General features: G+C 63.7%; 23 protein-coding genes. 5 read left to right on the top strand and 18 right to left on the bottom strand.

Annotated features, from left to right (window positions below):
- Positions 1 to 4: 4 nt before the first annotated feature.
- From EN786_RS08010 to EN786_RS08000, 3 genes are all read left to right on the top strand, one after another.
- Positions 5 to 316 carry a hypothetical protein gene (locus EN786_RS08010; protein WP_245455579.1) on the top strand — a complete coding sequence of 104 codons (312 nt, stop codon included), beginning with the start codon at positions 5 to 7 and terminating at the stop codon, positions 314 to 316.
- On the top strand, positions 313 to 2,484 hold the full coding sequence (gene sctV, locus EN786_RS08005; RefSeq protein ID WP_246688722.1) for a type III secretion system export apparatus subunit SctV: 2,172 nt from the start codon (positions 313 to 315) through the stop codon (positions 2,482 to 2,484). The genes EN786_RS08010 and sctV overlap by 4 nt, the downstream gene beginning before the upstream one ends.
- Positions 2,485 to 2,627: 143 nt before the next feature.
- Positions 2,628 to 3,668 (top strand): EscU/YscU/HrcU family type III secretion system export apparatus switch protein, encoded by a 1,041-nt coding sequence (locus EN786_RS08000; protein WP_127311050.1) that lies wholly within the window; start codon positions 2,628 to 2,630, stop codon positions 3,666 to 3,668.
- Positions 3,669 to 3,779: 111 nt separating this feature from the next.
- Here the strand turns inward: EN786_RS08000 and EN786_RS07995 are convergent, their stop codons facing one another.
- The 3 genes from EN786_RS07995 to EN786_RS07985 all read right to left on the bottom strand — a co-directional run bounded on the left by EN786_RS07995 (position 3,780) and on the right by EN786_RS07985 (position 6,176).
- Complete coding sequence (locus tag EN786_RS07995; protein WP_245478374.1) at positions 3,780 to 4,109, bottom strand: hypothetical protein; 330 nt, start codon at positions 4,107 to 4,109, stop codon at positions 3,780 to 3,782.
- A 204-nt stretch (positions 4,110 to 4,313) separates the two neighbouring features.
- On the bottom strand, positions 4,314 to 5,405 hold the full coding sequence (locus tag EN786_RS07990; protein WP_127311048.1) for an isocitrate/isopropylmalate dehydrogenase family protein: 1,092 nt from the start codon (positions 5,403 to 5,405) through the stop codon (positions 4,314 to 4,316).
- Between the two features lie 27 nt (positions 5,406 to 5,432).
- Positions 5,433 to 6,176 carry a glucose 1-dehydrogenase gene (locus tag EN786_RS07985; RefSeq protein WP_127311047.1) on the bottom strand — a complete coding sequence of 248 codons (744 nt, stop codon included), beginning with the start codon at positions 6,174 to 6,176 and terminating at the stop codon, positions 5,433 to 5,435.
- Between the two features lie 141 nt (positions 6,177 to 6,317).
- Here EN786_RS07985 and EN786_RS07980 point away from each other — a divergent pair, with 141 nt between their 5' ends.
- Positions 6,318 to 7,814 carry an aldehyde dehydrogenase family protein gene (locus tag EN786_RS07980; protein WP_127311046.1) on the top strand — a complete coding sequence of 499 codons (1,497 nt, stop codon included), beginning with the start codon at positions 6,318 to 6,320 and terminating at the stop codon, positions 7,812 to 7,814.
- Positions 7,815 to 7,822: 8 nt separating this feature from the next.
- On the opposite strand, the gene EN786_RS07975 is transcribed toward EN786_RS07980, so the two are convergent.
- The 15 genes from EN786_RS07975 to EN786_RS07905 all read right to left on the bottom strand — a co-directional run bounded on the left by EN786_RS07975 (position 7,823) and on the right by EN786_RS07905 (position 22,820).
- Positions 7,823 to 8,725 carry a LysR family transcriptional regulator gene (locus EN786_RS07975; protein WP_127311045.1) on the bottom strand — a complete coding sequence of 301 codons (903 nt, stop codon included), beginning with the start codon at positions 8,723 to 8,725 and terminating at the stop codon, positions 7,823 to 7,825.
- 256 nt (positions 8,726 to 8,981) lie between these two features.
- A complete protein-coding gene (locus tag EN786_RS07970) occupies positions 8,982 to 10,481 on the bottom strand; it encodes a sugar ABC transporter ATP-binding protein (RefSeq protein ID WP_127283297.1) in 1,500 nt (499 codons plus the stop codon).
- Positions 10,482 to 10,484: 3 nt separating this feature from the next.
- Complete coding sequence (locus tag EN786_RS07965) at positions 10,485 to 11,579, bottom strand: strictosidine synthase (protein ID WP_127283296.1); 1,095 nt, start codon at positions 11,577 to 11,579, stop codon at positions 10,485 to 10,487.
- The gene (locus EN786_RS07960; RefSeq protein ID WP_135908136.1) at positions 11,576 to 13,693 is read right to left on the bottom strand and encodes an SMP-30/gluconolactonase/LRE family protein; all 2,118 of its coding nucleotides are present in this window, start codon (positions 13,691 to 13,693) and stop codon (positions 11,576 to 11,578) included. Before EN786_RS07960 ends, EN786_RS07965 begins: the two co-directional genes overlap by 4 nt.
- Before the next feature lie 11 nt (positions 13,694 to 13,704).
- Positions 13,705 to 14,721, bottom strand: a complete 1,017-nt coding sequence (locus EN786_RS07955; RefSeq protein WP_127309252.1) for a sugar ABC transporter substrate-binding protein — start codon at positions 14,719 to 14,721, stop codon at positions 13,705 to 13,707.
- Between the two features lie 35 nt (positions 14,722 to 14,756).
- Positions 14,757 to 15,755: an ABC transporter permease gene (locus tag EN786_RS07950; RefSeq protein WP_127309253.1), complete on the bottom strand. Its 999-nt coding sequence runs from the start codon at positions 15,753 to 15,755 to the stop codon at positions 14,757 to 14,759.
- A gap of 380 nt (positions 15,756 to 16,135) precedes the next feature.
- Positions 16,136 to 16,999, bottom strand: coding sequence for a DUF2182 domain-containing protein (locus EN786_RS07945; protein WP_127309254.1), 864 nt, complete (start codon positions 16,997 to 16,999; stop codon positions 16,136 to 16,138).
- 9 nt (positions 17,000 to 17,008) lie between these two features.
- Complete coding sequence (locus EN786_RS07940) at positions 17,009 to 17,647, bottom strand: DUF1326 domain-containing protein (RefSeq protein WP_127283291.1); 639 nt, start codon at positions 17,645 to 17,647, stop codon at positions 17,009 to 17,011.
- Between the two features lie 139 nt (positions 17,648 to 17,786).
- Positions 17,787 to 18,086, bottom strand: a complete 300-nt coding sequence (locus tag EN786_RS07935; protein ID WP_127309255.1) for an antibiotic biosynthesis monooxygenase — start codon at positions 18,084 to 18,086, stop codon at positions 17,787 to 17,789.
- A 301-nt stretch (positions 18,087 to 18,387) separates the two neighbouring features.
- The gene (locus EN786_RS07930; protein ID WP_127309256.1) at positions 18,388 to 19,095 is read right to left on the bottom strand and encodes an NAD(P)H-dependent oxidoreductase; all 708 of its coding nucleotides are present in this window, start codon (positions 19,093 to 19,095) and stop codon (positions 18,388 to 18,390) included.
- 27 nt (positions 19,096 to 19,122) lie between these two features.
- Positions 19,123 to 19,599 (bottom strand): DoxX family protein, encoded by a 477-nt coding sequence (locus EN786_RS07925; protein WP_127309257.1) that lies wholly within the window; start codon positions 19,597 to 19,599, stop codon positions 19,123 to 19,125.
- A gap of 11 nt (positions 19,600 to 19,610) precedes the next feature.
- The gene (locus tag EN786_RS07920) at positions 19,611 to 20,396 is read right to left on the bottom strand and encodes a DNA-binding domain-containing protein (RefSeq protein ID WP_127309267.1); all 786 of its coding nucleotides are present in this window, start codon (positions 20,394 to 20,396) and stop codon (positions 19,611 to 19,613) included.
- Positions 20,383 to 21,417 carry a DUF692 domain-containing protein gene (locus EN786_RS07915; protein WP_127309258.1) on the bottom strand — a complete coding sequence of 345 codons (1,035 nt, stop codon included), beginning with the start codon at positions 21,415 to 21,417 and terminating at the stop codon, positions 20,383 to 20,385. The genes EN786_RS07920 and EN786_RS07915 overlap by 14 nt, the downstream gene beginning before the upstream one ends.
- 41 nt (positions 21,418 to 21,458) lie before the next feature.
- Positions 21,459 to 21,728, bottom strand: coding sequence for a DUF2282 domain-containing protein (locus EN786_RS07910; protein ID WP_127283463.1), 270 nt, complete (start codon positions 21,726 to 21,728; stop codon positions 21,459 to 21,461).
- A 234-nt stretch (positions 21,729 to 21,962) separates the two neighbouring features.
- Positions 21,963 to 22,820, bottom strand: coding sequence for a hypothetical protein (locus tag EN786_RS07905; protein ID WP_127309259.1), 858 nt, complete (start codon positions 22,818 to 22,820; stop codon positions 21,963 to 21,965).
- A 219-nt stretch (positions 22,821 to 23,039) separates the two neighbouring features.
- Between EN786_RS07905 and EN786_RS07900 the strand changes: the two genes are divergently transcribed.
- The gene (locus EN786_RS07900) at positions 23,040 to 23,315 is read left to right on the top strand and encodes a hypothetical protein (RefSeq protein ID WP_135908134.1); all 276 of its coding nucleotides are present in this window, start codon (positions 23,040 to 23,042) and stop codon (positions 23,313 to 23,315) included.
- Positions 23,316 to 23,498 lie beyond the last annotated feature (183 nt).

Genomic DNA, 23,498 nt, shown 5'->3' with positions numbered 1-23,498 from the left:
CACCGTGCACCTGCTGCATGTCCTGGGCTTTCTCTACGGGTCTCACGGGCAGGCAAAGCGGGGCGCGGCGTATCTGCTTATCGCCGCGCAGCTGTCGCCGGGAAATGCCGGCGTGCTGAGGACATTGGCGCATCTGCTCATCCTCGATGGCGAGGCGGAAAAGGCGCTGGCCACGATTGCCAGGCTGGAGACCTTGGAAGGAATGGACCATCCGGCGCTTGCCTTGTTGAAGAGCCGCGCCTTGCTCGTGGCGGGGCGCAAGACCGAGGCGCACAGCGCCCTGCTGAGTTTCCTTTCGCAACGAGGCGTTCAATGACCATGACCGTGTCGGAGCGGGTGCTGCAATTCCTTGCCAGGCTGTCACGCCGCAGCGATCTGGTCATCGCCGTCCTGCTGCTCGTCGCGGTGGTGATGATGCTCATTCCGTTGCCGACATTCCTCGTCGACATTCTCATCACCGCCAACATCGCCATCAGCGTGCTCATCCTGCTGGCATCGTTTTACGTTTCCCATCCGCTCCAGTTCTCGTCGCTGCCGTCGGTCATCCTGATCGCCACCTTGTTCCGGCTGGCGATCACGATCACGACGACGCGACTGATCCTGCTGCAGGCCGATGCTGGCGAGATCATTACCGCCTTCGGCACCTTTGTCGTCGGCGGCAGCATTGCGGTCGGCCTGGTCATCTTCCTGATCATCACCGTCGCACAGTTCATCGTGGTCGCGCGGGGTGCCGAGCGCGTCGCCGAAGTGGCCGCACGCTTCACACTCGATGCACTGCCGGGCAAGCAGATGAGCATCGATGCGGAGCTGCGCAACGGCGACATCGACCAGGCGGAGGCGCGACGCCTGCGCCAGCAGCTGGAGCGCGAGAGCCAGCTGTTCGGCGCGATGGACGGCGCCATGAAATTCGTCAAGGGCGACGTCATCGCCGGTATCGTGATCATTCTGGTCAACCTGATCGGTGGTTTCGCGGTCGGAACGCTGCAGCACGACATGTCATTGGGGGATGCGGCCGCGACCTACTCGCTGCTCACCGTGGGTGACGGGCTGGTGGCGCAAATACCGGCACTGCTCGTCGCCGTGGCCGCGGGCACGATGGTGACGCGGGTCGGCAGCGCGGACGGGACAGGCGACCTTGGCCAGCAAATAACCAGCCAGCTCCTGCGCGACTCCCGAGCGCTCGCGCTCGCTGCGGTAATCATGGTCGGCCTTGCCATCGTGCCAGGCTTCCCGTCGATCGTGTTCCTGATCCTCGGTGCCTGCTTCGGCGCCGGCGCCTACGCAATCAGTCGCCGCACCGCCCGGGAATCCGAGCCTGACGACGCCGCCGGCCAGATCGCCATGCGCGAACAGCCGGGAAATTCCGCAGCGCTTTCAGCAATCTCCACCGGAACGCTGCCTCCTTCCTACCGCATCGTCGTGCGCTTCGGAGCCGAACTCGGTCGCTCGATCCCGGAGCCCGAATTTGCCGCGCTGGCCGACGGCGTGCGCCGCGAGCTCTTCGGCGATCTCGGCGTCGACGTTCCGGCCATCGGCCTGCAGGTCGACGAGGTGCTTTCGCCTCGCGGCATCCGCATCGATCTGGAGGGTGCGCCCATCCTCGACGCCGAGATTCCCGCCGACCGCGTTCTTGTCGAGGCGGATGCAACGCATCTCGACCTGCTCGAGGTGACTTACGAAGGCGGTTCTTCGATTGCCGGCCAGCGCAGATTCGTGTGGGTCGACGACAGCCACCTGCCGGCATTGAGGGAAGCCGGCTTCGTCTTCTCCACGCCGGCGGAAACAGCGGCCAAGTGGACCGGAAATGCGCTGCGGCTCTATGCCGGCCATTTCGTCGGGATTCAGGAGACACGCAGGCTCTTGTCGGACATCGAGCCGGACTACGCGGATCTGGTCAGGCAGGCTCAGGAGATCGTGCCGCTGCAGAAGATCGCGGAAGTGCTTCGCCGGCTCGTCGGCGAAAACGTGCCGATCCGCAATCTGCGCCTCATCCTGGAAGCGCTGATCGAATGGGGCCAACGCGAGCAGGACGTCGTCCTGCTGACGGAATATGTCCGCACGTCGTTGAAGCGCCAGATCAGCTTCCGCTCCGCCGGCCGCAACAACATCATCGCGGCCTACGTGCTGCAGCGGTCGGCCGAGGATATCCTGCGCAACGCGGTGCAAGGCACCTCGACCGGCACATTCCTGAACCTTTCGGACGATGACGCGCAGGCCCTGGTGACCGAGATCGAGCGAGCCCTGTCGCAGAGCTCCATCGATGTCTCGCCCGTCGTCCTCGCCGCGATGGACGTGCGCCGGCACATGCGCACCTTGCTGATGCACAATGCCATCGAGCTTCCCGTCCTGTCGTTTCAGGAACTCGCGCAGGAATTCAACGTCCAGCCTTTGGCCACGATCACCGGCCGCACGGTCAGAACCGGCGCGCGCTCGCAGGCGCTGCCATCGGCTCAGGCGAAAGCCGGGCAAGAGGCTGCCTCATGACGGCAGCCGGACGGACGGGGCATTAGGGGAATCAGGAGAGGAACGGCATGACAATCCACGATGCCGCAGCGCTCGCCTTGGCGTCCGGCATCGCTGCCGCACATCGGCCCACTGGAACCACAACTGTGCGGTAAGATTGCAACATGGCCGAAGACGCTGAGGAAAAGAAGCTACCGGCATCGGACAAGAAGCTCCGTGACGCCCGCCGCAAGGGCCAGGTTCCGCAGAGCCGCGACCTGGTCTCCGGCTTCACGCTTTTCGCGGCGCTGGCGTATCTCTATTTTGCCTGGCCGACGCTCTTCAAGCGCCTTTCGGACCTCGTGCAGACCGTGACGATGCCCGGCGAACCGTTCGGCGACGCCAGCCTGCGGGCCATCCGCCATTCGTTCTCGCTGCTGATGCTTGCCACATTGCCGTTGGTCGGGATCGTCGTCGTTCTCACCGTTGCCTTCGGCATGCTGGGGACGTTCGGGCCGGTCTTCTCGTTTGAGCCGCTCAAGCCGCAGTTCGATCACATAAATCCGGCGAAGGGCCTGCAGAAGATCCTGTCGCTCCGCAACGTCATCGAGTTCGCCAAGGGCCTGGCCAAGGTGGTGTTGCTGGCAAGCCTGTTCGTGTTCATCCTGATGGCGTGGCTGCAGCCGCTCTTCGATGCGCCGGGCTGCGGTCCGTCATGCCTGGAGCCAATCATCACGGCGGTGTTGACACCTCTTGGAACCGCCGCCGCCCTGGCCTTTGTCGTCATCGGCGTGATCGATGTTCCGATCCAGCGCTGGCTGTTCCTTCGCGACATGCGCATGACGACAACCGAATACAAGCGCGAACACAAGGATCTCGAAGGCGATCCCTTGATCCGCCACGAGCAGCAGCGGCAGCGGCGCCAGGCGGTGACGCAACCTGCGAAGCTTGGTGTGAGAAATGCGGTCATCGTCTTCGCGACCGGCGACCGCGCCGTGGCGTTGCGTTACATCAAAGGCGAAACGCCGGTGCCAACCGTCGTCGGCAAGGGCCAGGGCCGCGCGGCCGACGAGATGGCTGCGCAAGCACGCCAGGCAGGTATTCCAGTGGTCGACGATGCGACGGTCGCGGAACCACTTTTCGAGCGCGCCAATACGGGAACATATATCGGCCAGGACATATTCTCACCTGTCGTTCGCCACCTCGTCCGCCACGGGCTCACGTGAGGCAAAACCCTGCGGTTCTTTTGCAGTCGCGATGTGGGAACGAACCCGACGGCCAGGGTATGAGCGCGGCTGGCTATCTGATGGAGAACCGCTGGCCAAACGGCCGCGATCTCATGCCGTCCACATCGTGGAGTGGAGCAGAGCTTGCATGTGCTCTGGCAAATCCAGTTCGCCGCGCGCCTCGATCTCGAGAAGATATGTTGCCTTGGCAAAGCGATCGCCTTGCGTGGCCACGGGAAAGGCGCAGATGGAGATCAGCGCCCTCTCCTCTTCCCGGCTGGCTTCATCGTAGTAGCCGCTGTCGGCACCCGTTTCGAGGACGGCTTTGAGGAACGCCGCATATGCCGTCTTGTGCCCGTCGATCAACGCTCGCAGTTCGTTGGACGGTTCTGCCTCTAGACGCGATGCCTCGGCGGCGAGTGACGTGGCTGATACGGTCAAGGCGACGGCGGCGGTGCCTGACCGAAAGAGCACGGTGCGACGGCTGATCCTGGACGTGGGAAACGCTCCTCTCATTTCAGAACAGCACGTAACAGCTGTCCTCGACCGTGGGACCCTAACATGGCGGCTAGCCCATTTATGTCAGGATGAAACTCGAAGCCGGCCACGGTTATCGCACAAGGTCAGTTCCTGGCCTGCCCCGCCTCACGCCGCGAGCCGGTCGCAGACGTTCCCGGTGATCTCGGCGGTCGAAGATCTTCCCTTCAGGTCGGCGCTGAGCAGCCCGCCCGCCAGGCAAGCCTCCGTCACACGACGGATTTGCTCGGCTGCCCGGAGCAGCCTTTCGTCGCCATGTCCACGGCCGAGCCAATCGAGCATGGCCGCCGCCGACAGGATCGTCCCGTAGGGGTTGGCGATCCCCTTACCGGCAATGTCCGGCGCCGAGCCGTGCGCGGCCTGGAAAAAGCCCTTCGTGTCGCCAACCTCTGCCGACGGCGCCATTCCCATTCCGCCGACCGTCGCGGCCGCCAGGTCGGAGAGGATGTCGCCGAACATGTTTTCGCTGACGATGATGTTGAAATGGCCGGGCTTCAGCACGAGGTGCATGGCCATGGCGTCGACCAGCGCATGTTCGGTCGCGATGTCGGGATAGTCCTTTGCCACCTCGTCGAAGACGGAGCGGAAAAACGCGTAGCTGCGCAGCACGTTGGCCTTGTCGCAGCATGTCACCCGCCGCACGCCGTCGCGGGGCGCGCCGTTCGACTGGCGTGCCAGTTCGAAGGCCTTGCGCACGATGCGCTCGATGCCGGCGCGCGTCTGCACGAGCGTGTCGACCGCCACCTCGCCGCGCAGCAGCGCCCCTGCTCCGCGCGCCGCGTAGAGCCCCTCACTGTTCTCGCGCAGGATGACGTAGTCGATGTCGCCCGCCTTCACCCCGCTGAGCGGACTCGTCACCCCTTCGAAGAGCCTGATCGGGCGGATGTTGGCGTAGAGATCGAGTTCGAAACGGAGCTTCAGCGTGAAGTCGAGGCCTGCTTCCGTGCCGTCGGGATAGACCACGCCCGGCAGGCCGCCGGCGCCGTGCAGGATCGCGTCCGCGGCGCGGCACGCTTCGAAGGTCGGTTCGGGAAAACTCTGCCCCGTCTTCAGGAAATGCTCGGCGCCGGCGGGGTATTCGGTGAAGCGCAAAGGGCAGTCCGGCCCGAACGCCGCCTTCACCACCTCGACGGCCGCTGCGCAGACCTCGGGCCCGATGCCGTCGCCATGCACGACCGCGATCTGGTAGACATCCTTCATCGCCAACCCCTCAGGAACTGCGGATCTTCATATGCACTTGCCGCCGTCGACATTGAGGTCGACGCCGGTGATCATGCCGGCTTCGTCGGAGCACAGGAACGCGGCGGCGTTGCCCATGTCCTGCGGCGTCGACAGCCGGCCGATCGGAATGGTGGCGACGACGCGGGCGCGGTTTTCCTCGCCGGAGCCGATGAAGGTGGACAGAAGCGGCGTGTCGCCGGCAACCGGGTTGATCGCGTTGACGCGTATGCCGAAGGGCGCAAGCTCCACCGCCATGGCGCGGGTGGCGGCGATCGCCCAGCCCTTGGAGGCGTTGTACCAGGTGAGGTTCGGGCGCGGCGAGACGCCGCCAGTCGAAGCGACATTCAGGATGGCGCCCGCTTTGATGGATTTGAAATGCGGCACCACGGCGCGCGCGCCGTTATAAATCGAGCGCATATTGACGTTGGCGATGCGGTCGAACAGGCCTTCGTCCATCGTCTCCAGCGGCAAGGGCGGCTGCGCGACGCCGGCATTGTTGACCAGTATGTCGAGCCCGCCGAAGGCCGAGCGTGCAAGGTCGGCGGCAGCGACGAAGCTTTCCAGCGTCGAGACATCGCCGACGATCGGCCGCACCTTGTCGACGGCTACGCCAGCGACGCGGGCTGCAGCGGCTTGGTCGCGGTCCATCAGCACGACCGCCGCGCCTTCCTCGACGAATTTCTTGACGATGCCTTCGCCAAATCCGGAAGCGCCACCGGTGACGATGGCGACCTTGCCAGCAAGTCTCATATCTCTACCTCCATTGCCGGAACCATCGGGGAAGACGCTTGTGTTGCACAGTCCGATTATCTGAACGCCCTTTTAGCTTTCCTTGTTTGAGGTCGCCGGCGCTGGGAGTAATAGTCGGCCCGAATTCGTGAGGAGGAGACGATGACGCTGAACTTCGACCCGAGGGCGAAGGCCACGGCGCTCTACCATGGCGAATTCCGGCCGATGGTCATCGGCGGCAAGTGGGTTGCGGCGCAATCCGCAGAGGTGATGCAGGCGCTGAACCCGGCGACGGGAGAGGTGCTGGCGACAGTGCCGCGCGGCTCGGCCGCCGATGTCGACGCGGCGGTGGCCGCGGCGCGCGCTGCCTTCGAAGGCCCCTGGTCCAAATTCTCGCCCTACGAGCGGCAATGCGTGCTGCTCAGGATCGCCGATCTGTTCGAGACGCATTGGGAAGAGCTCTGCGTCTCCGACACGCTCGACATGGGGCTGCCGATCACGCGCACGCTGGCCAACCGGCGCCGCGTCATCGGCATGCTGCGCTTCTATGCCGGCATAGCGACCGCGCTGCATGGCGAGGCGATCGACAATTCCATTCCGGGCGAAATCGTCACCTTCACCCGGCGCGAGCCGGTTGGCGTCGTCGGCGCCATCATTCCCTGGAATGCGCCGACCGCCGCCTCCATCTGGAAGATCGCGCCGGCGCTGGCGACGGGCTGCACCATCGTGCTGAAGCCGTCGGAGGATGCATCGCTGACGCCGCTCCTGATCGCGAAGCTGATGCAGGAAGCCGGCGTTCCCGACGGCGTCGTCAACATCGTCACCGGAACCGGCGCCGAGGCCGGCGCAAGGCTTGCCGAACATCCGGACGTCAACAAGATCGTCTTCACCGGCTCGACGCTGACCGGCCAGGCGATTGCCCGCGCCGGCGTCGCCAACCTCAAGCGCGTTTCGCTGGAGCTCGGCGGCAAGTCGCCGATCATTGTCTGTCGCGACGCCGATATCGACAAGGCGGTGCCGATCGCGGCGATGGCGGTGTTCGTGCATTCGGGCCAGATCTGCATCGCCGGCTCGCGGTTGTTCGTGGCGCGCGAGATCCATGACGAGTTCGTGCGCCGGGTCGCCGAGTTTGCCGGCAAGCTGCGCATCGGCCACGGCATCGAGGCGGAGACCGAAATCGGGCCGCTCATCAACTCAAGGCAGGCCGGCAAGGTGGAAGGCTACATCAAGGCCGGCAGCGACGAGGGCGCCGAGCTGGTCGCCGGCGGCTCGCGGCTGACGGGCGAGCTCTATGACGGCGGCAACTTCATCGCCCCGACCGTCTTCGGCGCGGTGTCGGACAAGATGACCATTGCACGGGAAGAAATCTTCGGACCGGTCATCTCGGCAATGCCCTTCGACACGCTGGATGAGGCCGTCGCGCGCGCCAACGCGACGCCTTACGGCCTGGCGGCAGGTATCTTCACCACCAATCTCGGCACCGCGCACAGGCTGGCGCGTCGCGTCAAGGCCGGTTCGGTCTGGGTCAACATGTACCACGCCATCGACCCGGCGGTGCCGTTCGGCGGCATGAAGATGTCGGGCTACGGCCGCGAAGGCGGCGTCGAGCATCCGCACGAATATTTGGAGACGAAGTCGGTCTGGATCCAGACTGACTAGGCATACCCTTAAGTCAGTGAGCCAAGCTCACGCAGATTGGTGCGGATCAGGTTCATCAGCTGCTCGGAGAACGAGTGGTGCACGTAACCCCGGGCGGTGATGATGCCGACCGCGCGGTGGGCGTCGCGATGGTCGATCGGCACCACCCGCATGCGCTCGTCGTTGCGCGAGATGGCGATGCCAGGCACCACGCAGACGCCCAGTCCCGACGACACCAGCGCCACCGCGGTCTGCGCGCTTTCGACTTCATATTGCGGCTTGAGTTCGATCCCTTCCGCCGCCGTCAGCCGGTCGAGAAGGCCGCGCACCGCCGTCTTGCGGTTGAGCAGGATCAGCGGGAAGCGCTTCAGGTCGGACAGATTGAGCTTCTTTTCGCCGCCATAGGTTTCCACCGGGATGCAGGCCATCAGCGGATCATCGAGGATCGACTCGAACTGGAAGTCGTTGAGGTTCGGCAGTTCGGGGCCGATGTAGAATTCGACCTCCTGCTGCTGCAACAGCGCAAGTGCCGCCTGTGGCGGGGTCTCGATGACCTCGACGATCGAGCGCGGATAGCGCAGCTTGAACGTCGCCAGTATGTCGCCCAGCCGGCTCGCCGCAAGCGTCGGCGCGCAGGCGATCTGTACCTTGCCCTTGCGCCGCGCGGCGATCTCCGTCAGCCGGTCGAGGCTGGTCTGCACCTGCGACATCGCGTTGGCGATCTCCTTGAACAGCACCTGCCCTTCCGGCGTCAGGCTGGCGCGCTGCGCCGTGCGGATGAAGAGTGAGATGCCGATCTGCTCCTCGAGATCGCGTATCTGCATGGAGACGGCCGATGGCGAGCGGTTGCTCTCTTCGGCCGCGCGCCGGAAGCTGCCGTTTTCCGCGGCAAGCAGGAACGTCTGCAAAAGTTTGAGGTTGATGCTTGACATGTCCGCCCGGGCAGGTGATCCGAACCCCTGCCCTATTCAGACGCGGAAGCGATTGCAAGGCAAGAGGCAGGTCCAGGCGCCGGTCCGGATTTAGCCAGCGAACCTGCTCCCGATCAAGGTGTGTCGAGATCCAGGTCAGGGTCAGTCGAAAACGGTAGCTTCCGAGACCCGGAGCGGAGCGTACTTGAAGTACGTGAGCACCAGAAGCGCAGGAAACCACCTTGGCAGGCCGGCCTCACCTGAATATCGACATACCTTAGTGGACCGCGGCGAACATGACGCGCTCCTCGGTCGCTTCCGACAGCATCATCTCCTCCACCACGCGGCCGCGCTTGACCACCAGGATGCGGTCGGAAACCGCAAGGATTTCCGGCAGATAGGAGGAAATGACGACGACGGCCATGCCCTGGTCGGCAAGGTCGCTGATCAACTGGTGGATTTCGACGATGGCGCCGACATCGACACCCCGTGTCGGCTCGTCGAAGATCACCAGCTTGGGTTTCTGGATCAGTGACTTGGCGATCACGACCTTTTGCTGGTTGCCGCCGGAGAGCTCGATCATCCGGGCCCGGTCGCTGATCTGCTTAAGTCTGAGCCGCTCGCCCCACTGCTTGGCAAGCTCCCTGGCGCGCGTCATCGACACCATCGACACCGGGTTCGAGTTGTCGGTCAACTCGCCGATCTGCAGGTTTTCGCCCGCCGTCATCGTCTCGAAGAACCCGTCGAACTTGCGGTCCTCCGTCACATAGACGATGCCGTCGCGCACCGCCGGCCGGGGCACACGGTAGCGCACCGATTTGCCAAGCAGGCGGATCTCGCCGCCATGGAAGATATTGCGCTTCAACAGGCCGGCCACGACTTTTGCCATCTCGGTGCGGCCGGCGCCGACCAGGCCGAACATGCCGGTGACCTGGCCCGAAAAGACGGAGAAGGACGAGTTGCGCACCAGGCCGGCGCAGGAGAGGTTCTCGACAGAGAGCACCTTGTCGCCATAGGGGCGCGCGGTGCGCTTGATCTCGCCATGCAGCGTTTCGGTCAGCGTGCGGCCGACCATGGCCTGCACGATCGAGGCGCGGGTGAAACCCTTGGCCTCTCCCGAAGCGACGATCTCGCCGTCGCGCATCACGGTGATGCGATCGGCGACGGCGAGCGCCTCCTCGAGCGCATGGGTGATGAAGATGACGGCGATGCCTTCCTTCACCAGCCGCTGCAGCAGGTTGAAGAAATGGCGCTTCTCTTCCGGCGTCAGCGTCGCGGTCGGCTCGTCGAAGATGATGACGCGGGCCTTGTGGTGAACGGCGCGCGCGATCTCGACCATCTGCTTGTGCGCCGCGCCCAGCGTGCTCACCTGCGCGGTCGGATCGACCTGGAAGCCCATGCCGGCGAGAAATTGGCGTGCCTGGATATAGAGGCCGCGCAACCGGTTGAACATCTTCTCTTCGCCGAGATAGAGGTTCTGCGCCACGGTCATGGACGGCACCAGATTGGTCTCCTGAAACACCATGGCGATGCCGGCGCGAAGCGCCTCGGCGGGGGTGGCGAAAGACACCTCCTTGCCGTCGAAGAACAGCTTGCCCTCGGTCAGCTTGAATACGCCGGCCATGACCTTGGTCAGCGTCGACTTGCCGGCGCCGTTTTCGCCCAGAAGCGCGTGGATCTCGCCCTTGCGCAGGTCGAGATTGACGTTCTTGAAAGCCGGTATGCGCGAGAACGCCTTGGTCGCGTCCTTCAGTTCGATGATGTTGGCGTCCGCCATCGCTTAACCCCGCTTGCCGCCGGCGGCCTTGGCCAGGCGCACGATCCTCGATCCGCCGCGCGAGGCGACGAGCAGGTCGTCGCCAAGCTCGCAGGCGCTGACCGTGCCATGCACTGTGCCGTCGGCACGCGAGTGGAAACTCGACAGCGGCTTCATGTTCTGGTCGCAGTGGACCACCAGACCGTAGGATCTGGTCACCGCGTAGGGCTTCAGTACATTCATCTGCTTGAGCTGGCTGCCCTGCATCGGCTCGCGGTAGTCGCGCCATGAGTTGAGCGACGGCGCCATCCAATAGGCTTCCGGCACCTCAGCCAGCATGCGCTTGCGGTAGGCCTCCTCGCGCAGGATGAATTCCACCAGCTGGTTGCGCACGGAATAGAAGGTCAGCCAGTAGCCGGCGTTGAAGGCCGGCGCGATGCGGGCGGGGTAGGCCGGCAGATGTTCTAGCACCGGCACCATTGCCTTGGTGGCGAGATCGATCGCCAGCGCGCGATGGCGCCAGGCCTCTGTGACATAGACGCGGTTCGAGCCGGTGGTGGCTATGCCCGCCGGCCAGGCGAGGCCGTCGCGGATCAGCTCCAGCCGGCCGCTTTTCAAGTCGAGGCGCCAGACCGAGCCGGAAGCATTCTTCTGCATCAGGTCGCGGCGCCAGCCTGTCGCAGGCAGCGATGCCGAGCCATTGGCGATCAGCAGGGTGTTGCTGTCGAGGAAAGTCAGCGCGGTGACGCAGGACAGCCTGCGGGCCTCGTCGCCCTCCGCCTCCCGACCGTCATGCAGGCCGCCATGAATGACGACACCCTTACCGTCGACGGCCAAAGCGGTCATGCCGCGGGCGTGGGCGAGCGCGGTGATCTCGCCCGGAAATTCTCGCAGCAATTCCGCCTTGCCGTCGGCGTCGAAACGCATCAGCCGATTCGCGCTGCTCGCCAGCACACTCTTTTCGGTCCGCACCAGATTGTCGACTTCAATGAGGCCGGCGAAAGTCTCTGCCTCTTCCAGCTCCTGATTGGGCAGCAACGGCCCATCGAGTGTCGGCACGGTAACCGCCCAGTCGCCGCGGCCGAGGAAGCGGTCGAAAAACTGGCTCACGGCGCTCATGGCTTTTTGCCCCAGTAGGAATCCGAGCTGAACCAGTCGGGATCGGCGCCCTTCAGCGCCAGGGTCCCCATGCGGTTGTTGAAGATGCCGCAGAGATACAGGGTTCCCTTGTGCTCGCGCATCGAGGTGATCATCGGATGCTTCTCGCCCGCCTGATCCCACAGGCTTTCGAGGATCTGGCCCTTGTCGTCAAAGCGCAGCACGCAGCCGGTGTTGAGATTGGGCATCAGCCAGGCGTCTTCCGACACGCGCCGCGCCATGCGGCGGCGGAAGCCCGGCATTTCCAGCGAGAGATCGAGCGCCGGCGTGCGCATACCCATCAGCGCCAGCCAGTAGGTTCCGTCGGAGGCGCGGTTGATGTTGTCGGGATAGCCGGGCAGCCCCTCGATGACCCGCTCCACCGTGCCTTTCTTCGGACCGTCGAAATAGTAACGGCTGATGCGGCAGGCCCAGCTTTCCGCGAACAGCACGGACTGGCCGTCGAAAGCCGTGCAGATGCCATTGGGGAAGACGAGGTTCGACAACAGCGTGCGCGTCGAACCGGATTTGGGATCGTGCACGATGATGCGTCCATTGCCGCGGCTTTCGAGCGCGTCCGCATACCAGTCGTGCATCTCGAAGCGCACGGTGGCTTCGGAAAATACGATGCGGCCGTCCGGGAGAATGTCGCAGTCGTCGGCGAGCTTCATGGTCGAGTCGTCCACGACCGATGTCAGCGAACGGTTGGTCTCGGCGGTGAGCAGCTTCACCGCGCCTGCCGGCGAGACCTGATAGAGGCCCATGCCGGCGACGCAGATGACCAGATTGTCGTCGCGGTCGAAGGCCATCCCGAGCGGTGAGCCGCCGATATGGGCGAACACTTCGCTGTCGGTGTAGTGCGGCGGCTGGAAGCGCAATATGTCGCCTTGGCGGCTGCCGGTGTAGAGCCGGTCCTGGCGGTCGAAGATCACGTCTTCGGCGCCATCGAGGAAACCGAGGCCGATGACGCCTACGTCCTTCAGCCGGTCGTTCACCGCCATCGGCGCGCCGGGCGCGGTCGAGACGGCCTGCGGCATCTTGGCGAAGGTCGGCGAGATATAGACGCTGCGCAGGATTTTGTGGCGGTTCTTCACCCAGCGCACGTCGAGCAGCACCGATAGGAGCAGCACGAGGCCGAGGATCAGGTAGTTGACCGGGCCTGGCACGGCGAGCGCAAGCAGGCTGTTGGACAGCACGAGCACGAAGAGCGTACCCATCAGCGCCTTGGCGACCGAGCCGCGCCCGCCGCCGAGCGAGATGCCGCCGAGCACCGTCGCGGTCAGTACCTGCAGTTCGAGCCCGGTGCCGATATCGGAAGCGGCACTGCCGATGCGGGCCGAGAAGAAGAAGCCGGATAGCGCGACCAGCACTGAACAAAGCACGTAGGCGCTGAACAGGGTGAGCCGCACATTGATGCCGGCATTGTAGGCGGAACGGCGCGCGCCGCCGACCGCGAACAGCCGCCAGCCATAGCGGGCGCGCGACAGCACCAGATGGGTCACCAGGGCGATGACCACGAAGACGGCGAACGACGTCGGCACGCCCCAGACCGTGCCGAAGCCGAGAAAATCATATGTCGGCGAATCTGGTCCGCTGGTGACGATCGGCGTCGAGACCTGCGGGAAGACGATGTCGAAGGTGGAGCGGTAGATGATGAGCGTCACCAGCGTGGTGAGAAACGCCCTCATGCGCAGGAAGCCGACCAGGAAGCCGTTGACGGCGCCGCAGACAACACCGAGGCCGAGGCAAGCCAGGAGGCCGGTTCCGAAACTCCACTGCTCGACATTCATGCCGTAGAGCGTGACGAGCACCGCCAGCGCGAAGGTCGAGCCGACGGAGAGGTCGATGCCGCCGGACACCATGACGATGGTCATGCCGAGCACGACCAGGCCAAGCTCGGCGGTCTGGCCGCTGAGGTTGGTCAGCGTCGCCACATCGAAGAAGCCCGGCACGATCGAACCGAAGATCGCGCACAGGATAACCAGCGCCGTGAACGGGATGACGCTGTCTATCCACTGCTTGGTCAGGATCTCCCCGACCACATGGTCGGGGAGCAGACGATAGCGCCAGCGCACAAGGCTTTCGGCCATGCTCATCGAAAAGTCCGTTACTTGATGTCTTCAGGCTTCCAGCAGTTCCGGCCGGTCGCATCGGTCTTGTCAACGCGGGTGATCGGGCCGAAGAAGATGGTCTTCTCGCTGCCCGCCTGGCGTTCGGGATGCTGCAGCAGCTCGGAAATCTGCTGCGCCGCGATTTCGCCCTGGATCGGCGCGTTGAAGTTGAAGATCACGTCGAGCAGCCCGTTCTTGATGCTCTCGCAGCCGGTGGCGGCGCCAGCGCCATTGGTGACGATCGTGACCTGGTCCTGCTTGCCGGCAGCCACGACCGCCGCGCCGGCGCCGACTTCAGCATTGTCCCAGATGCCCATGATGCCGCAGAGATCGGGATGCTGCTGCAGCACCGTCTCGGTGATTTGGCGGGCCTTTTCGCTGATGTAGTCGGCCGGCTGGTCGGAGACGAGCTGCAGCTCGGGATTGGCCTTCAGCACCTCGTCGATGCCGGTGCGCATATAGATGTTGGCCGCGCCCGTCTGGACGCCGGCAAGCCAGACCACCTTGTGCGAGACGGCGTTCGGCCCGGTGCAATGCTTGGCCAGCTCGCCCATCTCCAGGCGCCCCATCTCGATCCAGTCATTGCCTACATAGGAGTCGGTCTGGGTCGCCGACTGCATGTTGACCTGCAGCACCTTGATGCCGGCGGCTTGCGCCTGCTTCAACAGGCGCGCATAAGTCTGCACGTCCGGGTTCTGCACGATGATTAGGTCCGGCTTCTCGGCGATGGCGCCCTGCATGGCGCGGATGCCGGCATTGGTGTCGCCGTTGGGGTCGCGCACCTCGAGGGTGAAACCATAGCGGGCGGCGTGGCGCTGCCATACCATCACCCAGGCCTGGTTGAGGTCCATGCCCTGCGAGATCGGCACGAAGATGACCTTCTTGCCCTTGACGCCGTCGATATAGGCGGCCCGGCCGACCTGATCGGTTTCCTGCGCGCTCGCGACCTGAGCGGCGCCAAGCATCGCAAGCGCGGCCGGGCCCGCGAACAGGCATTTCCTGATTATTTTCATGGGTTCCTCCCTGATTTGATGGTTCGGTTCTTGTTTCAGATGTCGCCGCTCTGCGAGGTCTGCTCGTCACGCGGATTGATGATGGCGTCGATGGCGAGCGCGCTGAGCAGGATCACGCTCTTGATCAGGTTCTGGCTGGTGTAGCTGAAGTTGAGGATCGTCATGCCATTGGTCAGGATGCCGACCAGGATGGTGCCGGCTATCACGTTGCGCACGCCGCCCTGCCCGCCTGACAGACCGATGCCGCCGAGCACGACCACCAGGAGCACGTCGTAGATCAGGCTTGAATTGTAGAGGCGCGTGTCGATGCCGGTGACGAGACCCGTCATGATGATGCCGGCCGTGAACGCGATGAGCGCGCTGATGACATATTGCGTCACGATGATCGGGCGCGTCGGCAGGCCGGTGGTGCGGGCCGCGTTCGGATTGTCGCCCGTCGCATAGACCAGCCGGCCAAAGCGTGTCTTGCGCAGGAAGAGACCCATCAAAGCCGCCACGGCGCCGAAGATGACGACCGACATCGGTATGCCGAGCACGCTGCCATTGCCGACGAATTTCAGCCAGGCGATGTCCGGCGGGGCATAAAGCACGTCCGAGGCAAAGACGATGCGCCCCGAGCCATAGACCGAAGAGGCAATGGCCAAAGTGGCGAAGATCGGCGGCACTTCCGCGATCGCCACCATGACGCCGGTGAACAGGCCGATAGCCGCGACCAGCACGGCGCCACAGATCACGGCCAGTGTGAAATCGATGCCCCAAGAGGAAATCCAGATGCTGAAGGCGATGCCGACGACCATCACCGCGACCATGGTGAGGTCGATGCCGCGGCCGACAACGACGGAGCCCATGCCGACCGCCAGCGTGCCGAGGATCGACACGTTCTTGAGGATGGCGATGATGTTGCCCTGGCTCACGAAATTGTTGAGCGTCGCCGAGAAGACGACGAACAGCGCAAGCGATATCGCAACGACGACGACTTCCTGGGACACCTTGAAGCCAAGGCGCCTGTCGTCCGATTTGCCCGAACCAGGCATTTTCCTCCTCCCAGGCAGCCTATGGTTGGCGCCTTCCTCAGGCGACCAGTTGCTCCGGAATCCTCCCAAGGCACCGGCCGTCCGCCTGATGGGACAATTACGACTGGAGCTTCGGCGGACAATTTCGTTTTTCTGATGCGCTGTGCAGTTTGCCGTCCGCGCGAGGACAATCCGGTACCCTTAGGTCGACGCCAGACAGCTGGCGCACCAGTGGGCACAAGAGGGCCGTTCCTTGTTGGAAGTCCGCTTGCCATTCCGCAGGTCTGGCGAAGCTAAGGACGACGCACGAAATTGACTGCCAGCTTCGAGATATCGGTCATGCCCCGAACGAAGCCACGCAGAACGTCCCGGCAGCCACCCGGGAATGGAAGCGAAGGCGGCTAGTTACCCATCCAAGGCATATCGATCGCCCCGAGCGATACGACGATCCCGAGGGCCACCAGCGCAACGCCCACGCTACCTTCGAAGCGCCGGCCACGGGGCAGCAGCTTCTCGACGAAGACAACCAGCGTCAAAAGCAGCATCCAGGCGAGGCTCATGACGCCGGTCGCGACCAACACGGCAAACAGCGCCCAGCAGCAGCCAAAGCAATATAGGCCGTGGCGCAGCCCCATCTTGAGCGCGCCAACACGTCCGTCGCGCCAGTGCTGCGCAACGAAAGCAAGCGGCGAGCGGCAGTGGCTGAGGCAAACATGCTTGAAGGTTGTGAATTGGTAGAGCCCGGCGACGCCAAGCGTGGCGCCAAGCGCGAGCGGTGCCCATTTCGAACGCTGCGGTGGATCGAGGCTCGTTGCAAAGCCGCTGCCGAGCTGGACCAGGACATATACGACAAGGCCCGCGGCCGCCCAGATGAGCAGATAGCCCGCGACAAAGGTCCACGTCGGGACGGCCACGCCTTGTTCGCGCCTCGCCTGCGCCGCCGCGAACATAAAGATCATAGGCGCCGCAGCTGGCAGCATCATGGCAGCCATCATCACGGTCCACACAGCGAGAAAAGCGGCAGCGCCGGCAACCGACCAGCCGTCGGCGGCAATTCCGGCCATCGCCATGCCGGCCATGCCTTCCATACCCGCCATGCCGCCGCGCACGGCAATGCCCATGGGCATATCCATGCTGAAGGTTTGGTAGAGGGTGAGCGCCCACGCCGCTGCCGTCAGCCCGACCAGCGATGCGAGCAGACCGAACGGGATGCCGCGCAGATTCCGGGTTAGCCGCCGCGATGTCCTGGGGAACGCGTCAGCCATCGCCGTACCCTAGTTCGGGCCGGTCCAGTCGAACGGAATGTGCTTGCTCGAGCGGGCCGTTCCGGTCCAGTCGAACCCGAAGCCTTTGGCGCTCACCTCGACAGAGCGCCCCCAGGTGGCAACCTGGCCCGGGCCGACCTCCGAACCAGGCGAGTTGATCGTCTGCACCCGCTTGCCGGGTGGGGTGGTGGGTCCGGAAAGCGCTTCCGCGTGACCGACGACGAGGCCAGGAATATCGACGCGCCAGGTGGCCAGGTCGCCCGCCACCTCGAAAGTGATCGGCACGAACTCCATGCCACGCATCTCGCCGACATTGGCGGCAAAGCCCGCCGGCCAGCCGCCGGCCTGGCCACCGAAGATCATCTGCAGGGCTTCGCGTTGCCGCTCGTTCGCCCTTTCGTCGAGATACATGCCCATCACGGCACTTGCCTCGCCAGCCCAGAGATTGCCTTCAAACTCGCCGAGCGCCACCAGTGTCAGGCCGTCGAGCTTGACGTCGCCATACTGACCCTCGCGCACATGCCAGGCGAGCACACCTTGGCAATGATTGCCGGTGGGCCGCTGTGCGAACTCGCAGGGGCAAGGGATATCGCAGCTGCAGATGTCGAACCAGTCGCCTGCGAGCCGCCATTGAGGTACTGCATTCATGGCCAGTCCTCCCGAAGATCGAGGGATCAGATAATACGACGATGGCAAGCCGCACTCCAGCTATTCGTGCGCAGCTCTCCGATTTTGAGACTGGCCCTTCACGTAGGGGTCGAGCGGTTCACGCCTGCAACTGGGCCACTTAGGTCGCCATCTCGGCAACGACCGTCCCCGAGACCGGATCGGTCACGCCGAGGTCGCCGCCAAGATCCTCAAGCATGTCGCGCATCGTATCCAGAAGCCCGATCATCTGGGGCCGCGCCGCTGCGAGACTATCCATGTCGTTCCATTCGCCGACGATGCAGAAGGTTCGGTCGCCAGTCCTGATGAGCGCACCTTTGCGGAAGCCCTTGACGTCGAGCTTTGCCTTCATGTGCGCATCGATGAATGCCTGCTCCCTGCCGGGCTTGGTGCGGAACCGGACGACGTTGTAAGCGGTCATGTCTTCCTCCATTCAATCGCTTTCACGCAAAGAACCTTCGGGACGTGCCTCGATAGGCGTGTTGAACGGCGTCTCGTGGCGCGGCCTTGGCGACAGGCCAGTTCCCGTTGCGGGGTAAGGTTCTCGCCGTGACAGTCAGTTGTTCGATCCGTAGCGACTGGCCGTTACAGCTTCACAGTAACGTGACCGCTGATGGGAATTCTCAGCGAGAGCGGCGACTTCGAGTCCGCTGCCACATGGGGCCAACCAAGCTAGCTCAGAAACCCCGGCTGGCGTCGACGTCCTATCCTGGTGGACTGGACTACGCCGATTTCAAAACATGGCTGTGGTCGAAGTCTACGAGTTTTGGGTAAGCGATGGTTGGCGCATGCGCCAGACCAAGGAGCCGTTCACGGTAACGGTCGAGGAAAATCCAGCGTTCGGTGTCGCTGATGCGCGCAGGTGCGTGCACCAGGAAAGGCTCGATCACCGTGAAGCCGACAAAGTAGAGCATACCGTGATTGATCGGAAAAAGAATTGCACCGATTGGGCCGTTCAATCCTCGGTCGGAATAGATCGGCGGCGGCCCGCCGATCGTGACGGAACACATCGCGCGCTTTCCTGAGAAGACGCCGCGATCATACCATTTGCCGCCGCCATAAGTGCGGCCCCCAGACGCGAACACCCGGTCGACCCAGCCCTTGAGAATCGCCGGCAGCCCGAACCACCAGAGCGGAAACTGAAGGATCAAAGCGTCACACCAGAAGAGTTTGTCCATCTCCGCCTGGATGTCTGGAGCAAATCCGTCGTGGGCGGCCGCATTCGCCTCCTCAGTCTGCTGGTGGTAGTAGTTCGCGTCTCGTACGGTCGTGAAGTTGCGGCGATCCGATACTGGGTTGAACCCCATGGCGTAGAGATCGGAGACAACGACCTCGTGTCCAGCCTCGGACAACGCCCCCCTGGCCGATCGGGTCAGGGCACCGTTGAAGCTGTTGGGCTCCGGGTGCGCGTGGACGATGAAGATGCGCATCGTGCTTTCCCCGCCCGGTCGGACTGTTCATTTTGCAGATGCCGAAAGCGTTCGCTCGGCGACATAGTCGAGAGACAAGACGCCGGCGCCGCGTGTCAGCACGAGAAACAGCAGCGATGCCCACAGGAGGTGCTCGGCCCAGTTCTCCGGATAGACGAAGATCTGGATAACGGAGACGACGCCGAGCAGCATCAGAGCCGCAAGGCGCGAGAACAGTCCAAGGAAAATCAACACCGAGCCTGTGATTTCGGCCGTCGTCGCCAAGGGCGCGGCGATCGACGGATCGATGAGCGGCAGATTGTATTCGCTGGCGAATAGCTGCAGCGTCACGGGCCAGGATGCGAGCTTGCTCTGCGCCGATTGCCAGAAAACATGAGCCACCGCCACACGAGCAGCGAGCTGGATCAGTGAAAACGGAAGGTACTCGGGCAGCTTGATGATACGCTTGTAGAGGCCGACAAAGCCGGCCGGTTTGGACGAGGATTGCTCCGATATTGCGGTCATGACCGTCTCCGTCAGTTTGAGGGGGAATTCGCAGCGATCCGCACGTCGGTGACGAGCCTGTCGCGGAACAGACGCACAAGGGCTGAAACCAGGTCGAAGGCCGGGTCGAGCGCCAGGGCACGGCCGGTGGCATGCTCGAGACCGAAACTGTGCTTCAGCGAATGCCAGAAGGCGAAGCTCGCGCGGTCGAGCAGAAAAAGCCGCACGTAGTTCCCCGATCGCCACAGCGCCACGCGTTCGGGACGCCTTGTCCAGGTGATGCTTTCGTCGACCGCCGTCCCGTGTTGATGCGCCATCCATACCGACAGGATCGACCAGTGCGAGATGATCAGTCGCAGTGAGGGCTGGAGCAGGATATCCGGCGAGAACCCAAGATCAGTGCAGTCGTATTCTGCTAGGCTGCGGGGCGGCAGGGAAGCCGTGTCGAGCGCCTCCGCTATGGCCCATTCGAGCCGCGCCGTTTCGGCGACGATCGGCATGTCGGACAGCGTGTCGATCGTCTTCAGGAAGCGTGGGAATCCGGATCCATAGCGCGAAAGACGCGATTCAGCCGGCGGATACCGTCGAATGAACTCACTCGCCACGTAGCGGAAAAAGCGTTCGTCTATCAGCCGGACGGTGACAGGAAACACCGACATCAGCGCCGCGGTGAGCGAGCTGCGCGTGTTGTTTTGGTAGATACGCAGGCGGGCCAACGGATCGGCCTTGCCGGCGGTCAGCACATTCGCGGCGACAACTGGCTCCATGGCCAGCACTGCCCGCGCGATGGTGGTCTGCAGGTGTTCAAGCGGCAACATGGTATTCCTCCTCGATTGAGACAAGCGCCGCGGGCATGCACGACCTGGCGCACCGGGCAGCTGCAAACGCCGCAAGGACGGGCATGCTGGTCGTCGTTTCGGCCTCGACAGAAAGGCGGATCGGCGGCGCTCGTGTTTCGGTCGTTTGCTCACGTCGCGCGGCTTGCTTGCGGCTGAACATGATCGACGCGGTGAGCATGTCGGCCCACATCGCTTCGCCAAGCAGCACGTCTAGGACGGGAACGTCGGTGTCCCACTCGATCAGGGTGGGACGCGGTCCGAACCGGTCTATGGCATGCTGGTAGAGCGCCCAGACGACCGGCGGCACGCGCGAGCCATGGTCGTCGATGAGCACGGTGTCGGTCCCGACCTGATTGGTTGCGTGACCGGCAAGATGAATCTCCTCGATCGCCGCCGCCGGCAGCGCATCGATGAAGGCTTTGGCGTCATATTGCAGATTGTGCGCCGAAACCTGGACGTTGTTGACGTCGAGCAGCAGGCCGCAGCCGGTCCGCGCCACGAGCTCGGACAGGAACTCGGCCTCGCTCATCGCCGAATCCGCAAAGGCGACATAGGCCGACAGGTTCTCGATCAGCACACGCCGCTTCAGCGCGTCCTGGACGGTCTCGACGTTGCGCGCCACGATCTCCAGCGCGTCTTCGTCGTAGCGAAGTGGCAGCAGATCGTTGAGGTAGGCGCCGTCGGCGACGCTCCAGGCCAGATGTTCGGAGACGAGATCGGGCTGGAAGCGCTCGCAGACCTTGCGCAGTCGCTCCAAATGATCGCGGTCCAAGCCTCGCGCGCTGCCGAGCGACAGGCCGACGCCATGAACGGAAACGGGATAGATCTCACGCAGTCTTTCCAGCGCCTCGACGCCGGCGCCCTCCCCCATGTAGTTCTCGGCGTGGACCTCAAGCCAGCCGGCGGAGGGCCGCCTCGTCAGCATCTCTGTGATGTGAGGCGAGCGAAGACCGATGCCCGCCGATGCGGGGATTGCGAGGGACTGAAACGCACGGGACATCGGTCTGCTCCTTTCAAGGGTTGGCTCGAAGTCTGGATTGCTCAGGCTTTCGGCTTGTCGCTGCCGCCGGTGATCTTGGCGCAGCTGCCTGCGGGCACGTAGAGCCAGGAATCCGGCTGGTTGTCGGCGGTTGCGGTGCCGGCGCAGGAATGCGTCGCGGTCTGGCAGTCGTTCTGGCCGGCCTTGACGACGCCGTAGCACTTCTCGAAGGCGAAGCCGGGCTTGGCGGCCGGGCCGCTGTAGGCCGCTGTCGCGGCAAGCGAAGTAGCGGCCGCGAGGGCCGATCCGATGAGGGTCTTGGTGTTGATCACAGGCTTGTCTCCTGGTTGGCGTTTCGAGTGAAAGACCGGCCTCGAGGCCCGTCTGCAGATCAGTCTGCCCGATCGTGACGCCGAGCTGAAATGCTGTCTCGGCATGGATTTGATACGCACTCCCTATGTCCCGGAAGGCGGCGCGAAAAAGCCCTCCGGCGGGGGCACCGGAGGGCTTGGCACCTGCGTTCGGGAGTATGCGATGCAGGCGCGGCTAGGCGGGGAGCGAGGCGCCTAGATGTATCGTCTCCCGCAGGCTGCGACCGGGCTTTCATCAGCGCGCAGAGGATCAGCGGCAAGCCAGGCTGCTGCACGCTGCCGCCCCCTGTCGCGCATGTCGGTCAGTTCGCCCCAGTCGGTCCAGGGCCGCAACAGCAGCGGAGCTCCGGCACGGTATCGACTGTCGAATATGGTGTGAACCGGCGCGCATTTCGTCAGGCAATGACCGGCTGCGGTGCTGCGATCCGGACACGGCGTGGTGAAGACGGAAGGCTTGCCGGCGATAATCAGGCGATGGCGACCTTCAGCTGATACGAGGCGCGGCGACTGGAAGACGTCGCCCTCACCCCAATAGGCATCGCCGTCGATCTCGACAGGCGGCGAAAGGAAGGGGATCGTGGCTGCCGCGACGATCGCATCGATCGACAACTGGTCGCTCGTGAATATCTTTACCGCATCCGTGCGCGCGTTGACGGCTAACACGCCCAGTTTCACTGGGCATTCCTCATCACGGATTTGCTTGAGATCAATTGACTGTTCCAGGATAGATCGAAGCAGGCTGGCTCTGTCATCGGCAAAGACCGAAGCGTGGCTGATGCGCCGCCAGAAATTGGCCAGTGCCATCCGCGCGCCGCGCCTGCCGCCGACGCTCAGGCCGTAGGCAAAGACGGATGCCTCCATCGCTGCGAAACCCGACGCCGTGACGCCGTTGACGCGGCAGTTCGTTTCGTCCAGCAGGCGATCGAGCACGCCCCAGACGAACGCGCCATGGGCATCGTTTGCCAGCACGATGTCGATCGTCCGTTCCTCCAAGCCAAGATCCACCGCTGAAATGGCGGCCTGGTCCGGTCTAATCGGGGACTGGGCAAGCATGGTTTCGTCTCCATCCCAAGATCGTCAACAAGGCGACTGGAATGAGACTGCCGCATCTTCTTGATCAGCCGAAATGCCAAGGTGGCATGAAGTCCATAGGCAGATTGCATTGGCTGCCGGTCTTCGCGCGCCGCACTCTTCATCCCGATCAGACGAGGCGACGCGCGTTGCCAGCCCTGGCGCTGTTGCCAGAGCCGCCGCCTGGAAAGGAGATCAATGATGAGAAGACTACTTGCCTGTCTGGCAGCGTTTGCAATTGGCGTTGGTGCGTACCCTGCGTCCGCCAACCCGTTCAGTGACTTCGCTGCATTTCCGAGCTTCTATACGGACGCCACGATGAAGACGATGAAACCGATGGCTGGGTTCAAGAACGCCTGGTTCGCTCTGTCGAAGCATGATCGCGTCAAGATGACAAAGGCATGCAACGACCCGGCGATGAGTAAGCCCCACGCCCAGTTCTGCGCCAAAGTCCTCGCTTTGGGCGGAGCTAACTAGCAGTGCGATCGTAGGCATCTACGAGATGCACGCCCGGCATAACCTCGATACGCAGATGGCATTGGCAGCTTGCCGGCTGATTGTCGCAAGATCAAAGCCAGCAACGAGAAACCCAGAAATTCTCAATTGCTGTCAATCAATCAAACGGTTGTCGATAGGACGACTACTCGACCAGAAAAGGAC

Source organism: Mesorhizobium sp. M4B.F.Ca.ET.143.01.1.1 (genome assembly GCF_004792275.1).
GTDB lineage: Bacteria > Pseudomonadota > Alphaproteobacteria > Rhizobiales > Rhizobiaceae > Mesorhizobium > Mesorhizobium abyssinicae.
Note: the sequence above shows the minus strand (reverse complement) of the source record. Positions and strands in the feature narration are given on the sequence as shown.